This window comes from Amycolatopsis sp. AA4, from assembly GCF_002796545.1.
GTDB lineage: Bacteria > Actinomycetota > Actinomycetes > Mycobacteriales > Pseudonocardiaceae > Amycolatopsis.
Genome location: NZ_CP024894.1, coordinates 8,359,101 through 8,372,673, shown reverse-complemented (window position 1 = coordinate 8,372,673; position 13,573 = coordinate 8,359,101). Strand labels below are relative to the sequence as shown.

General features: G+C 70.5%; 13 protein-coding genes. 5 read left to right on the top strand and 8 right to left on the bottom strand.

The annotated features are described in order from the left end of the window. Positions 1–122 precede the first annotated feature (122 nt). Both CU254_RS38820 and CU254_RS38815 read left to right on the top strand, forming a co-directional pair. Complete coding sequence (locus CU254_RS38820) at positions 123–818, top strand: ABC transporter ATP-binding protein (protein WP_009085195.1); 696 nt, start codon at positions 123–125, stop codon at positions 816–818. Next, positions 815–3,085 carry an FtsX-like permease family protein gene (locus CU254_RS38815; RefSeq protein WP_009085194.1) on the top strand — a complete coding sequence of 757 codons (2,271 nt, stop codon included), beginning with the start codon at positions 815–817 and terminating at the stop codon, positions 3,083–3,085. Before CU254_RS38820 ends, CU254_RS38815 begins: the two co-directional genes overlap by 4 nt. 480 nt (positions 3,086–3,565) lie before the next feature. On the opposite strand, the gene trmB is transcribed toward CU254_RS38815, so the two are convergent. The 8 genes from trmB to CU254_RS38775 form a co-directional block, all read right to left on the bottom strand. Further along, positions 3,566–4,273 (bottom strand): tRNA (guanosine(46)-N7)-methyltransferase TrmB, encoded by a 708-nt coding sequence (gene trmB, locus CU254_RS38810; RefSeq protein WP_009085192.1) that lies wholly within the window; start codon positions 4,271–4,273, stop codon positions 3,566–3,568. Between the two features lie 20 nt (positions 4,274–4,293). After that, positions 4,294–4,788 carry a hypothetical protein gene (locus tag CU254_RS38805; protein WP_234392905.1) on the bottom strand — a complete coding sequence of 165 codons (495 nt, stop codon included), beginning with the start codon at positions 4,786–4,788 and terminating at the stop codon, positions 4,294–4,296. Positions 4,789–5,003: 215 nt separating this feature from the next. Next, positions 5,004–5,747 carry an ABC transporter permease gene (locus CU254_RS38800; protein ID WP_009085187.1) on the bottom strand — a complete coding sequence of 248 codons (744 nt, stop codon included), beginning with the start codon at positions 5,745–5,747 and terminating at the stop codon, positions 5,004–5,006. Next, on the bottom strand, positions 5,744–6,652 hold the full coding sequence (locus CU254_RS38795) for an ABC transporter ATP-binding protein (RefSeq protein ID WP_009085185.1): 909 nt from the start codon (positions 6,650–6,652) through the stop codon (positions 5,744–5,746). Before CU254_RS38795 ends, CU254_RS38800 begins: the two co-directional genes overlap by 4 nt. A 157-nt stretch (positions 6,653–6,809) precedes the next feature. Beyond that, positions 6,810–7,550 (bottom strand): ABC transporter permease, encoded by a 741-nt coding sequence (locus CU254_RS38790; RefSeq protein WP_009085183.1) that lies wholly within the window; start codon positions 7,548–7,550, stop codon positions 6,810–6,812. 28 nt (positions 7,551–7,578) lie between these two features. Continuing rightward, a complete protein-coding gene (locus CU254_RS38785; RefSeq protein ID WP_009085180.1) occupies positions 7,579–8,514 on the bottom strand; it encodes an ABC transporter ATP-binding protein in 936 nt (311 codons plus the stop codon). A gap of 236 nt (positions 8,515–8,750) precedes the next feature. Beyond that, a complete protein-coding gene (locus CU254_RS38780; protein ID WP_009085178.1) occupies positions 8,751–9,407 on the bottom strand; it encodes a response regulator transcription factor in 657 nt (218 codons plus the stop codon). After that, positions 9,404–10,615, bottom strand: a complete 1,212-nt coding sequence (locus tag CU254_RS38775; RefSeq protein ID WP_037716268.1) for a sensor histidine kinase — start codon at positions 10,613–10,615, stop codon at positions 9,404–9,406. Before CU254_RS38775 ends, CU254_RS38780 begins: the two co-directional genes overlap by 4 nt. Positions 10,616–10,781: 166 nt before the next feature. Between CU254_RS38775 and CU254_RS38770 the strand changes: the two genes are divergently transcribed. From CU254_RS38770 to CU254_RS38760, 3 genes are all read left to right on the top strand, one after another. Continuing rightward, the gene (locus tag CU254_RS38770) at positions 10,782–12,326 is read left to right on the top strand and encodes a dynamin family protein (protein ID WP_009085174.1); all 1,545 of its coding nucleotides are present in this window, start codon (positions 10,782–10,784) and stop codon (positions 12,324–12,326) included. 32 nt (positions 12,327–12,358) lie between these two features. Beyond that, positions 12,359–12,952 (top strand): hypothetical protein, encoded by a 594-nt coding sequence (locus CU254_RS38765; protein ID WP_009085172.1) that lies wholly within the window; start codon positions 12,359–12,361, stop codon positions 12,950–12,952. Positions 12,953–13,090: 138 nt separating this feature from the next. Beyond that, positions 13,091–13,570: a hypothetical protein gene (locus CU254_RS38760; RefSeq protein ID WP_037716266.1), complete on the top strand. Its 480-nt coding sequence runs from the start codon at positions 13,091–13,093 to the stop codon at positions 13,568–13,570. Positions 13,571–13,573: the final 3 nt, after the last annotated feature.

The window sequence follows — 13,573 nt, the reverse complement described above, 5'->3', positions numbered from 1 at the left end:
CGGCCGATGAAGGCCGGCCAGGTACCGGCCGTCTGCCCGAAGTGGACACCCGCTCGAATCCGCGAAGCTGCTTTCCGTCGCAGTCGGGAAACGAATGACGGAGACAGGGAGAGAGCTGGCGGATGACGAATCCACAGTGGAGCGCCGGAGCGGTGTTGTCGGGGCGCGGGCTGGTGAAGCGCTACGGGCAGCAGCACGCGCTGGCCGGAATCGACATCGACGTCCAGCCGGGGGAAGCGATCGCCATCGTCGGCCCGTCCGGCTCCGGCAAAACCTCGCTGCTGCACGTGCTCGCCGGGATCCTGCGCGCGGACAGCGGCGAGATCTGGTTGCAGGGACAGCGGATCGACCAGTTCGGCGAAAAGCGGCGCAGCGAACTGCGGCGCACCGAATTCGGTTTTGTCTTCCAGTCCGGAATGCTCGTGTCCGAGCTGACCGCGGAAGAGAATGTCGCACTTCCCTCGCTGCTGGCCGGCGGAACCCGGGGCGAAGCCATCGCCGCGGCCCGGGAATGGCTCGGCAAACTCGGCCTGTCCGGCAAGGAAGCGCGCCGCCCCGGTGAGCTTTCCGGCGGCGAGGCGCAGCGCGTCGCGATCGCCCGCGCGCTCACCCACCGGCCGAAGGTGATCTTCGCCGACGAGCCGACCGGCGCGCTCGACACCCGCACCGGCCGCGAGACGATGGACGCGCTGCTGGCCGCCGCCCAGGCGTCCGGAGCCGCGGTGCTCGTGGTGACCCACGACCGGGAACTCGCCGAATCGATGCCGCGCACCGTGGCGATCCGCGACGGCCTGATCGCGACGAGGCTCGCGGCATGAACCCGTTCCAGCTCGCCCTGCGGGTGCTGCGCGGCGACCGGCGGACCCGCACCTCGGCGATCCTCACCGCGGTCGGCGTCGCCGTCGCGACCGGGCTCGTCCTGCTGCTGGCGACCCTGCCGTACGCCACTCAGGCGCGCGAGCAGCGGGCGCTGTGGCAAAGCAGCGGCCGCTACGACTCCGGCCAGCAGAACACCATGCTGGTCAACTCCTCCAAGGACTACTTCGCCGGCAAGCAGGTCGCCCGCGTCGACATCGCGGTCACCGGCCCGGCCGATTCGCTGCGCCTGCCGCCGGGCATCCCGCAGCTGCCCGGCCCCGGCGAGACGATCGTGTCGCCCGCGCTCGGGAAACTGCTCAACGCCACCCCGGCCGACCAGCTCGGGAACCGCTTCGGCAAACCGGTCGCCGCGTTCGGCGAAGAGGCGCTGCGGTATCCGGAGCAGCTCGTCGCGCTCGTCGGGCACAGCCCGCAGGAGATGCGCCCGTACGGGCACAAGGACCAGCCCGGCCAGGACGCCTTCCCGGCCGCGGCGTTCCCCGCCGGACAGGGGCATCCGGACGGCCTGCTGACGGTGTTGTCCTGGGTCGGCATCATCGTGCTGCTCGTGCCGAGCCTCGTGCTCGTCGCGTCGTCGGCCCGGCTCACCGCCGCCCGCCGCGAACAACGGCTCGCCGCGATCCGGCTGGCCGGTGCGACGCCGGGCCAGGTGACCGCGATGGTCGCCGCCGAAACCGGCTTGTCGGCGGGGGTCGGGGCGCTGGTCGGCCTGCTGCTGAGCCCGGCGCTGCGCGGACTGGCCACGTTCGTGCCGTGGGACGGCGGGACCTGGCTGGCCTCGGACTTCGCGCTGCCGGTGGGGCTGACCGTGCTCGCCGTGCTGCTGGTCCCGCTGCTCGTGGTGCTCGCCGGGGTGCTCGGCCTGCGCCGGGTGGTGAGCACGCCGCTGTTCGCGACTGGCGGGCACACCGTGAAGCCGTTGCGCTGGTGGCGGCTGCTCGCGCTGCCCGCGGCGGGATTGTTCTTCCTCTACAGCGTTGTCGGCGCGCGCAGCGGCGGCAACGGCAACCTGGTGCTGTTCGGCCTGCTGCTGGTGGTCGCCTCGGCGATGGTGGTCGGACCGTGGGTGACCTCCGCGGTCGGCGGCACGTTCGTGCGGATCTGGCGGCGGCCGTCGTCGCTGCTGGCCGGACGTCGGCTGCGCAACGACCCGAAGGGTTCCTACCGGGCCTCGGCCGGGATCGTGCTCGCGGTGTTCACCGGCTCGATGGCGCTCACGCTGCTGCCGTCGTTCGAATCCCTCGCCGGCGGCGGACGCCAGTACGTGGACTCGGCGCTGTACGTCGACGTCACCGCGGACCGCGCTCCCGAAGCGACCGAGCGGACGAACGCCACGCTCGCGAAGGCCGGACTGTCCGAACGCGTCGTCCCGGTGGCCAGCGTCTACGTGATGCAGGGCGAGGGGAACTACCGGTCGATGCAGCGGGCGTACGTGATGACCTGCGCTGACGCCGCCAAGCTGACCCGGCTCGGGATCACCCAGCAGGACTGCAAGCCCGGTGTCGGGCTGTACACGCCGTACCAGCTGGACACGAACAATCTGCGGGTCGCGCGGTACGGCGGCGAGGACAGCACGGGCACGCCGCTCGGCGCGGTCACGGTGGGGACGTATCACCCGGAGCGGAAGAACAACTTCGGCGAGTACGTGATCGACCCGTCCGCGGTGCCGGCTGGGGTGAAACCGACCCAGGTCACCCTGGTCGTGCCGACCGCCGAGGCCAACCGCGAGATCGTGCGGACCGCGCTGGTGCCCAACGCGGTCGGGAACGAGATCGGCAGCCGCGAGCAGTACCTCTATGGACAGCAAGTGCAGCTCAGCGACCTGCGCCGAGTCACGGTGATCGGCCTCGTCGCGGCAGGCATCCTCGCCGGCTGCAGCGCGGCGGTCGCGACCGCGGGTTCGGTGATGGACCGGCGCCGGACGTTCGGCGCCCTGATGGCGGCGGGCACTCCGGTGCGGGTGCTGTCCCGGGCGTTGCGGATGGAGGCCGCGCTGCCTGCGTTGGTCGCGACGATCGGCGCGGGCGTGATGGGAGTCGCGGTCGGACTGGGGCTGTTCATGGCCACGATGGAACGGGGGTCGGTGGTGTTCAGCCCGTGGATCGTCGCGCCGGTGGTGCTGGGGGTCGGGGTCGCCCTTCTCGGCGCGTCGGTTTGCACGCCCGCGTTGAAGCGGGTGCAGGCGGAGCCATTGGCGGACGAATAGCTGGCGCCCGCCCCTCGTCGGGGGAGGGGCGGGACCGGGGGTGAAGGGAGCGGAGGGCCGTTGCCGGGGGTGGGAACCTGGGGGCGGCCCTTCGTGTTTCTGTTTTGGGCGGCTCGTCGCCCTGGCGGGCGACATTGCCGGTTCGTGGTTGGGCGGGCACCCCGATTTTTTAGTGTGACTACGGCGCTGGGGTGCTTGTCAAGGCGGGAAAGATGCCTTGACAAGCACCCCAGCGCCGTGTTTTTGGCTTCGTATCGGGGGTGGGGGAGGTGTGGGCGCCCCGCGTTGGGTGCATCGGCTGCGGTGTGTGTGGGCGGGGGCTTGCGCCCCAATGTGGCATTGGGTGCGTCTGGTGCACCCAATGTGGCGTTCGGTGCGTGGGATGCACCCAATGCCACATTGGGGCGCTTCAACCGCAGTCGGCTCCAGGTCGCGGTCGGCTGAAGGGGCCGGTCCTCGGCGTGTGAGGCTGACTTGGGATCAGTGCTTTTCGAAGATCAAATCGTGCGAGACCCGGCCTTCTCGGTCCGCTCGCTGTTCGAACTTCGTCACCGGCCGCCACTCGGGGCGCGGGGCCCAGCCGCCCGGTTCGTCGGCGTAGCGGTTGCGCAGTGCGGGTTCTGCCGAGCACACCTCGAGCATCTGCTCGGCGTAGTGCTCCCAGTCGGTCGCCATGTGGAACGTCCCGCCGGGGGCGAGCCGCGAGGCGATCAGTGCCACGAATTCCGGCTGCACGATCCGGCGTTTGTGGTGGCGCTTCTTCGGCCACGGGTCCGGGAAGAACAGCCGCACGCCGGACAGCGAACCGGGCTCGACGTGTGACGTCAGCAGGACCACCGCGTCGCCGTGCATCAGGCGCAGGTTCGTTACCCCGAGCTTCTCCGCGCGCAGCATCAGCTGTCCTAGCCCGGGGTCGTACACCTCGACGGCCACGTAGTTCAGCTCCGGCGCGGCGGCGGCCAGCTGCGACGTCGTCTCGCCCATGCCGGAGCCGATCTCCAGCATCACCGGCGCTTCGCGGCCGAACCACTCCGTGAAGTCGACCGGTCCGGCAGGCAGTTCCGACACCGTCCGGCCGAGCCGCGGCCAGTGTTCTTCCCAGGCTCGCTGCTGGCCGACGGTCATCCGTCCGCCGCGTTTGACGTAACTGACCACGCTGCGCAGCCGTGGCTGGTCCTCGTTTTCCACCCGGACAACATACGGGCGCGTCAGCGGACCGCTTCGAACTCCCCGAGCCGGGAGCGCAGTCCGGCGAGCCCGGCGACCGCCACCGGCTCCGGGGCCTGGGCGGAATGCGCGGGCAGCACGTCGATCCAGCCGTCGTGCCGGTCGGTGTTCAGCACGGTCGTCGGGATGGAATGGCCGGACTTGCCGCGTTCGGACGGCATGAACTCCCAGTACCCGGATTCGCCGTCGGCCGCCCACGGGACGAACTCCCAGCCCATCCGCTTGCCGAGCAGTTGCGCCACCCGGTCCTCGATGCGGAAGCCGAGTTCGCGCGATTCGAGCCGCCCGCTCGCGACCGCGCGCAGCCACCACGGCGCGGGCAGCGTGTCGTCGGACCCGCTCGCCCGGCGATACAGCCCGAGCACCGCGTCCTCGGGGGCGCGATGCACCCACGCCTGGCGCAGTTCGGCGGGCCGGGTCGCGGGCAGCGCGAACCGGGGCAGTTCGATCGCCTGGGACCATTCGAGGTCCAGCATCGGCTCGAGCCGGGGGGTCGGTACCGCCGCGTCGCGGGAAACGAGTATCTGATCAACGTCCACCGTCACGGTTCACCTCCGGAGAGCTGAGACGGGGCACTTCGAATATCCGTCGGTTTCCGACAGTATGTCCGCTCGCTGTGAGAGAAGCCACACCGGTTTACGTGAATTTAATCCGAATGCTTCCCGCGCAATCGGGAATGTGCACGTGCAGGTCAGGCGTCGCGCCGATTCGCGGTGGCCACGCCCGCCGCGAACAACACCGCGCTGATCGCCGCGAAATACGCGAGATAACCCCACGGCCCGAAAGGCGGCGACAGTTTCAGCGTCGTCCTGGTGAAATCGCCACCGGCGAACTGCGACGCCGCGTAGAACGGCATCCACTGGTAGAGATCGCTGCCGATCTTGGGAATCAGCAGCACCAGGCCCTCGACCAGCTGGGTCCACACGAGCACGATCGCCAGCGTCAGCGCGGAACTGCGCAGCAGCAGGCCGACGCCGACGCCGAGCAGCCCGGCCAGCGCGAAGGTCAGGGTCTGGCCGAACACGGTGCGCCAGTCCGCCCCGGAGTGCAGACCGAGGTCGGCGTCCGGCCGCACGAGATGCGCCATGCCCCACGAGCCGACGCCGGCGAGCAGACCGAGCACCGCGCACACCGCGCACACCACGGCGCCCTTGGCGAGCAGCACCGGCGTCCGCGTCGGCACCGCCTGGAAGGTGAGCCGGAGCGTGCCCCAGTTGAAGTCGGCCGTCGCGGCGAGCACCGCGAGCACCAGCGCGACCGTGCGGCCGGTGCCGGTGGCAAGCTGAGTATTGCTCACGTCCGCGGTGATTTCGGCCCCGGAAAGCCCGAGGAACAACGCGGTGAACCCGATCGGCGCGGCCACCGCGATGAGCGCGCACCACCACGGCGCGCGCGTGCTGAAAAGCTTGATCCGTTCCGCCCGCAGCAGATTCACCGCGCACCTCCACTGGTGAATTCGCCTGCCTGACCTGTCAATTCGAGGTAGGCGTGCTCGAGCGAACCGGCCAGCGGGCTCAGCTCGTGCAGCGTGGCGCGCGCGGCGAAAGCGAGTTCGCCGATCGCGTCACTGTCCATTTCGGACACCAGGAACGCACCGGAATCCTCGGTGAAAACCGCGCGCGCTTCGGTGAGCGCGGTGCGCAGCGCGTCGGCGTGCGGCGTGCGCACCCGGACCCCGCGCGATCCGGCGCGGGCCACGAAATCGGCCATCGTGCCCTGGTAGATGAGCTGGCCGCGGCCGATCACCACGAGGTCCTGCGCGGTCTGCTCCATCTCCGGCAGCAGATGGCTCGACACGAACACCGTGCGGCCTTCCGCGGCGAGCCCGTGCAGCAGCTGGCGCACCCAGTGCACGCCCTCCGGGTCGAGGCCGTTCACCGGTTCGTCGAACAGCAGCACGCGCGGGTCGCCGAGCAGCGCGCTCGCGATGCCGAGCCGCTGCAGCATGCCGAGCGAGAACGTGCCCGCGCGCTTGCGGGCCACCGCGGAGAGCCCGACGAGCTCCAGCACCTCGTCGGCCCGCCGGTCCGGCAGCCCGTTCGTCGCGGCGAGGAACCGCAGGTGCTGGCGGGCGGAGCGGCCCGGATGCCGCCACGTCGCGTCGAGCAGCGCGCCGACCGTGCGCAGCGGATCGGTCAGCTGCCGGTACGGCTTGCCCTCGATGTGCGCGGTGCCCGCGGTGGGCGCGTCGAGCCCGAGCAGCAACCGCATCGTGGTGGATTTGCCCGCCCCGTTCGGGCCGAGGAACCCGGTGACGCGACCGGCTCGCGCGGTGAATGTCAGGTCTCGCACCGCGACGGTGTCGCCGTAGGACTTGGTGAGTCCAGTCGCTTCGAGCACGCCGTCCCCCTTCTCGTGGACCCGAACTCTACCGAAACGGAAAGATCCGGGCCGCCCCCCGAATGGCGACCCGGATCTTGTTCCCCTTTTCCCCTTTTTCCCCTTGTTCGGCTCCGCCGGCCCCCGCCTGACTCGTCCGAACGTTCCCTGTGGGTCTTTACGCGTCGCGCTTCTTCGCGACGCCGATCGCGATGGCCAGCAGCACCACGGCCACCCCGGCGAAGTAGGCCAGCGAGCCCCACTGCGACAGTGCCGCCTCCGGCGCGCCCGGCACCTGACGGACGCCGCCGAGGAAGCGCTCCGCGACGGTGAACGGCATCCACTCGTGGATCTTCTGGCCGACCGTCGGGATCAGCTGCACGAGGTTTTCCACTGCCAGCACGTAGATCAGCAGCAGCGAGAGCGCGCCCGCGCTGTGCCGGATCAGCGTGCCGACCGCGACCGCGATGACCGCGGCGAAGGCGAACACCACGCCGACACCGGCGACGTTGATCCAGTCCGCGGAGGTCTTCAGCGCGACCGAGTCGGAGGGGCGGATGGCGTAGCCGAGGCCCCACGAGGCGAAGGCGCCGATCTCGCCGATCACGAACGACAGCAGCGCGACGACGGTGGCTTTCGCGACGAGCACGCTGCCGCGGTGCGGAACCGCCTGGAACGTGGTGCGGATCGTGCCGAACCGGTATTCGGTGGTCACCGCCAGCGCCGCCAGCACCATGATCACCGCGATGCCGAACTGGTGCCCGGCCTGGGTGTTGGCGACCGAGATCGTCTCCCCGCTGGGGAGCGAGCCCGCCATGAGGCCGGCGAATCCGATGGTGAGCGCGAGCGCGATGAGGGCGCACCACCACGGCGACCGGGTGGTGAAGAGCTTGATGCGTTCGACCGCGAGCAAAGTCATGAGTTTTCTCTTCCCAACGAGAGTGTGGTCAGCGGATGGCCGCGGCCTGCTGCGCCTCTGCCTCGAGCCCGGTGTGGTACTCGACGGAGTCGCCGGTGATCTGCATGAAGGCTTGTTCGAGCGAACCGGTCTGCGGGCTCAGCTCGTGCAGCACGACGTTCGCCGAGGCGGCGATCTCGCCGATCTTCGCACTGTCCATTCCGGACACGATGAGCGCGTCGCCGGAGTCGGTGACCTGTGCGCTGGCGGAGATCAGCTGCTGACGCAGCGCCGGAAGCTGCGGCGAACGCACCTTCACGGTGTTTTCCGCGGCCCGCGCCACGAATTCCTCAGTGGTGGACTGGGCGATCAGCTGGCCCTTGCCGATGACCACGAGGTCGGTCGCGGTGAGCGCCATTTCCGAAAGCAGGTGGCTTGACACGAACACGGTCCGGCCCTCGGCGGCGAGGCGCTGCATGAACTTGCGGATCCAGAGGATGCCCTCCGGGTCGAGGCCGTTCACCGGCTCGTCGAACAGCAGCACCTCCGGGTCGCCGAGCAGCGCGCCGGCGATGCCCAGCCGCTGCGACATGCCGAGCGAGAACCCGCCCGCCCGCTTTCCCGCGACGCTGGTGAGCCCGACGGTGTCGAGCACCTCGTCCACCCGCGCGGCCGGGATCCGGTTGGACCGGGCCATCCACTGCAGGTGCGATCGCGCCGAGCGGTTGGGGTGCACCCATTTCGCGTCGAGCAGCGCGCCGACCGCGCGCAGCGGCTCCTTCAGTTCGTGGTAGAGCTTCCCCCCGATCCGGACCTGGCCCGCGGTCGGGTTGTCCAGGCCGAGGATCATGCGCATGGTCGTGGACTTGCCGGCGCCGTTCGGGCCGAGGAATCCGGTGACTTTCCCCGCTGCCACGCTGAACGACAGGTTGTTCACCGCGAGCGTGCTCCCGTAACGCTTGGTGAGACCTGTTGCCTCGATCATCCCCTGCTCCCTCTACGGCGGTGCTGACGGAATTCATCCTGTCGCAGCGCCGCCGTTTTCGCGTCATCCTGTGGATCGAACCGGCTACCCGACCTGAGTAGTACTCAATCGTGTCGAGGGGTGGAGCGCGATGGGGGATGCCCCTGAGCCGACCCTGAATTTTGCCCGATTCGCCAAGGACCCCGCCGCGGAATCCGCGGCGGGGTCCGGTGTGGACAGTGTCCGAATCGGACGCTTCAGCCGATCCCCGGCCGGGCGAGCCCGGTTTCGTACGCGAGGACGACCGCCTGTACGCGGTCGCGCAGGTCGAGTTTCGACAGGATCCGCCCGACGTGCGTTTTCACCGTCGCCTCGGAAAGGAACAACGTCTCGGCGATCTCGACGTTCGACATGCCTTTCGCGATCAGCACGAGCACTTCGCGTTCGCGGTCGGTCAGCACGTCGAGTTCGGCCGGATCGCGCATTTCCGAACCGCCGGAGCCGACGAACCGGTCGAGCAGCCTGCGCGTGACCGAGGGCGACATCACCGCGTCGCCGTCGGCGACCGAACGCAGCGCGGACACCAGGTAGTCGGGCTGGGTGTCCTTGAGCAGGAAGCCGGACGCCCCGCCCTGCAGCGCCGCGTAGACGTACTCGTCGAGGTCGAAGGTGGTCATCACGAGCACCCGCGCGGTGCCCGCCGCGACGATCTGCTTGGTCGCCTCGACCCCGTCGAGCACCGGCATCCGGACGTCCATCAGCACGACGTCGGGCCGCAGTTCGGCGGCCATCCGCACGGCTTGCGCGCCGTCGCCCGCCTCCCCGACCACGTCGATGTCGGCCTGCGCGCCCAGCACCATCCGGAACCCGACGCGCATCAGTTCCTGGTCGTCGACGACCACCACTCGGATCACGAGTTCAACCTAACCGGCAGCACCGCTCGCACCTGCCAGCCACCGCCCGCGGCGGGGCCCACCTCCAGTGTCCCGCCGTACACGTGCGCCCGCTCGCGCATCCCGATCAGGCCGTTTCCTCCCGCGACCGACAGCCGCGGCGCCGGTTGCCGAGCTGTCGCGGCCGACCCCGCCATCGCCGTCGCTCCGTTCGCGCCGACCTGTTCGAGCCGCCGGGCCCGGCCCGCGCCGTCGTCGCGCACGAGCACCTCGACCTGGTCGCCGGTCCGCTCCACCCGCACCGCGGCGCTCGCCCCGGCCCCGGCGTGCTTGAGCGTGTTGGTGAGCGATTCCTGGACGATCCGGTAGATCCCGAGCGACACCCCGGCGGGCAGTTCGTCGAGCCCGTCGCCGAGGGCGAGGTCGACCGGAACGCCCGCGGCGCGCATCCGCTCGGCGAGGTCGCCCAGCGCGGTCGCGTCCGGCTGCGGCACCCGCGGTTCGTCGTCGCCGCGGTCGTTGCGCAGCACGTCCAGCAGCCGGCGCAGTTCGCCGAGCGCGCCGCGGCCGGTCTCGGAGATCGTCCCCAGCGCGCGCCCGGCCAGCTCCGGATTGGATTTCAGGGCGAGCGCCGCGCCGTCGGCCTGCACGACCATCACGCTCACCGAATGCGCCACGACGTCGTGCAGTTCCCTGGCGATCCGGCCGCGCTCCTCGGCCACCGCGATGCGCGCGGCCTGGTCGCGTTCGGTTTCCAGCAGATGCAACCGGGCCTCCAGTTCGCGCTGGTAGGCGCGGCGGGCGTACATGAACTCGCCGAGCAGCCAGCAGAAGGCGATGGTGAAGGCGCTGAACAGCAGCTGCGCGGCCATCGACGGCTCGGGTTTGACGATCGCGGTGACGGCCATGGCCACGACGAACGCGCCGCCGTAAAGCAGTCCCTGCTTGCGTCCGACGTAGACCTGGACCGAGTAGAGGCTGATCGCGAGCGCGGCCAGCCCGGAAACTCCGAGGTCCAGCGCGCTGTGCGCGAACGAAATGACGTACACGACGTACGCGGCGAGCACCGGTCGTTTGCGCCGGAACACGAGCGGCGCGACCACGGCGAGGTCGATCGGAACGGCGACGTACCACTCCGGACCGGGCACTTCGGGGTCGAGACCGCCGGTGGCGAACACCAGGATGTCGAACGCGGCGAGGAACAGCGCCAGCAGCGAGTCCCCCACCATCGGGTGGGCACGCATCCACAGGCTGAGCCGTCGCACGACTCAACAGTAGGTCGCGGTGCCGGAAGCCGCGTCGGTCGCGGGTAGCACCTTCGGTGCGACCGGAGGATGACCGGCATGCGACGATTCCCGCACGGGCGAGCGGACGAGCCGGAAGGGGGCCGGGGCGGTGACGGCAGCGGCGGAACGGGGACGGCTCGCCGGCCCACTGTCCGCGTCGGTGGCGGAGCTGTGCCACCGGCTGCGGTCCCAGGTGTCCCCGCGCACCGCCGCCGGGTTCGCCGAGGTGCTGCGCCGGCTCGGCGCGCCGCTGCAGGTCGCGGTCGCCGGGCGGATCAAATCGGGCAAGTCGACGCTGGTCAACGCGCTGATCGGACGGCGGGTCGCGCCCACCGACGTCGGCGAGTGCACGCGGCTGGTCACGCGATTCCAGTACGGCACCGTCGACCGCGTCGAGGTGGTGTTCCTCGACGGCCGCAAGCAGGTGCTGCCGTTCGCCGCGGACGGGTCGATCCCGGCTGAGCTGGGCGTCGACATCTCCGAGGTCTCGCACCTCGAGGCGTACCTCACCAACGCGGTGCTGCAGGACATGACGGTGATCGACACCCCCGGTCTCGGCTCGCTGGACGCCGCGTCGGTGTCGCGGACCGAGCAGCTGCTGGGCGCGGCCGAGCAGGACGAGGGTTCCGACGACCTCGACGACACCTCGCGCAACGCCGTCGCGGGCGCGGAGGCCGTGCTGTACGTGGTGACCCAGGGCGTGCGCGCGGACGATCAGCAGGCGCTGGCCGCGTTCACCGCCGCGACCGCGAGCCGGGACGCGGGGCCGGTCAACGCGATCGCCGTGCTGAACAAGGCGGACACGATCGTCGCGGAATCTGTCGAAGGCTCCGGCGGAGACGTCTGGACGGCCGCGCAATTGCTCGCCGAGAAGCAGGCCGCGACGCTGAAGCCGCGCGTCGCGGACGTGCTGCCGGTGATCGGCCTGATCGCCGAATCGGCCGAGTCCGGCGGGTTCACCTCCGCCGACGCCGAGGCGCTCGGCCAGCTCGCCGCGCTCGACGACGACGTCCTCGAAACCATGCTCATCGCGGCCGACATCTTCACCAGCTGGGAGTGCGACATCCCGGCCGGGATCCGCTTGCGGCTGCTGGAGAAGCTCGATCTCTTCGGAATCCGCTGCGCGGTCGACGCGATCCGCGCGGAACCGGAGATCACCGCGGGAGCGTTGCGGCGCAAGCTTCTCGACATCTCCGGACTCGAAGCGGTCCGCCGCCGGCTCTCGATCGTCTTCGCCGCGCGCGCGGACGGGATCAAGGCCGCGGCCGCGCTGGCGTCAGTGACCGCTTTGGCGCACGCGTCCGGCGACCCGGGCGAACGGCAGCGGGTGCACGACGCGATCGAGGTGCTGCTGGCCCGCCCGGAAGCGCATCAGCTGCGGCTGCTGGAAGCGTTGACGCTCGTCGCTTCGGGGGCCGTCGAAATGCCGGAAGACCTGGCGGAAGAGGTGCTTCGGGTCGGCAGCAACGCCGACCTTGGCGCACAGCTCGGCCTTCCCGGCGCCTCGCGTCCGGAGCTGGCCGCGCACGCGCTGGAACGCGCTGGCTGGTGGCGTTCTTTCGCCTCCTTCGGGGCGACTCCGGCGCAAAGCCGCGTGGCCCACGTCGTGCACCGCGCCTATTTCCTGATCTGGCAACAGATTCGCGAACAGTAAACAACTCGGCCGCGACGCGTAGGCTGAATGTCGTGCGGCTGGAGGACACCACCTCGTGGCGGGTGAACTGGGGGAGCGACCACGACGTCGACGTGGCGTTGTTCCTCCGGGACGTGCTCGCGCTCTCGGTCGCCGACGGCCAGCTGCTGCCGCCGGTGGAACCCGCTGTGCCGGTGCACGTCCCGCCCGCCCTCGACCGCGCGGCGGTGCAGGCGCAGTGGGAACCGTGGTGGAACGGCCTGCTGACCTTCCTGCGCGAGCGAGGTTCCGCGCGCACCCGCCGGAAAAGCCCTGCTCCCGGCGACGGTTCGGCGATCGACCGCGCGGCCCAGCACTTCGCCCCGGCGGCCGCGGAACACTTCGCCATGGCCCGCCGTCCGGTTTCGTCGGGCTTCCACCGCCGCCAGATCCTCGCCGGGGAACGCCTGGGCCGTCTCGTCCGCGAAACCGAAGTCGAACTGGGTCGGCGCGCCCGGCCGTTCCGGCTGTCGGTGCTGGAGATCCCGGTCGCCGGCCGGGTGTGGCTGCGGACGGCGGAGCACCAGCTGCTGGTGTCGTCCCGGCTGGCCGCCGACGTTCCGGCGCTCGACCAGGCCATGCGCTCGCTGATCCACGAACTGGCCTGAAACAGCCCCAATGTGGCATTGGGTGCATCTGACGCACCGAACGCCACATTGGGTGCATCTGACGCACCCAATGCCACATTGGGGCGCTCGACCAGGCCGGACATTGATAAACCGAGTGCGCGGTCTAATATTGCTCCCATGGAAACAGTGGTCGACGAACCGGCGTGGCTGCGCCGCGGCTCCTGGCTGGCCTGCCCGGTCGCCGGGGCACTGCTGGGCTGGGGCGGCCAAGCGATCGCCGACTGGATCACGTCGCTGCCGTGGTTCCCGGTGCAAGGTCCGTTCCGGCTGTTGCACCAGATCCCGCAGCCGTGGCGGCTGATCGGCGCGGTCGTCGCCGGTCTCCTGCTGGGGCTGGCGTTCGCCTGGTTCTGGGCGTGGGACCGGCTGATCGTCACGGTGTCCGCCACCCGCGTCACGCTCGAGCGCCGCGAACGCCGCCGGCGCATCGACACTCCGCTCACCGCCGCGTTCGTCGACGACGGCAAACTCGTGCTGCTCGCCGAGAACGACCGGGAAATCGCCCGGGAGAAGACCGATCTGCCCCGGCGGCAGCTGGCCGAAGCGTTCGCCGCGCACGGCCGCCCGTGGCTCGACGAACCGCCGCCTGAGCGATGATGT

Excerpts from the sequence above, each read along its gene's own strand:
- CU254_RS38820 (WP_009085195.1), top strand. The coding sequence starts at position 123 with ATGACGAATCCACAGTGGAGCGCCGGAGCGGTGTTGTCGGGGCGCGGG.
- CU254_RS38790 (WP_009085183.1), bottom strand. The coding sequence starts at position 7,550 with ATGACTTTGCTCGCGGTCGAACGCATCAAGCTCTTCACCACCCGGTCG.
- CU254_RS38815 (WP_009085194.1), top strand. The coding sequence starts at position 815 with ATGAACCCGTTCCAGCTCGCCCTGCGGGTGCTGCGCGGCGACCGGCGG.
- CU254_RS38760 (WP_037716266.1), top strand. The coding sequence starts at position 13,091 with ATGGAAACAGTGGTCGACGAACCGGCGTGGCTGCGCCGCGGCTCCTGG.
- CU254_RS38775 (WP_037716268.1), bottom strand. The coding sequence starts at position 10,615 with ATGGTGGGGGACTCGCTGCTGGCGCTGTTCCTCGCCGCGTTCGACATC.
- CU254_RS38805 (WP_234392905.1), bottom strand. The coding sequence starts at position 4,788 with ATGCTGGACCTCGAATGGTCCCAGGCGATCGAACTGCCCCGGTTCGCG.
- CU254_RS38785 (WP_009085180.1), bottom strand. The coding sequence starts at position 8,514 with ATGATCGAGGCAACAGGTCTCACCAAGCGTTACGGGAGCACGCTCGCG.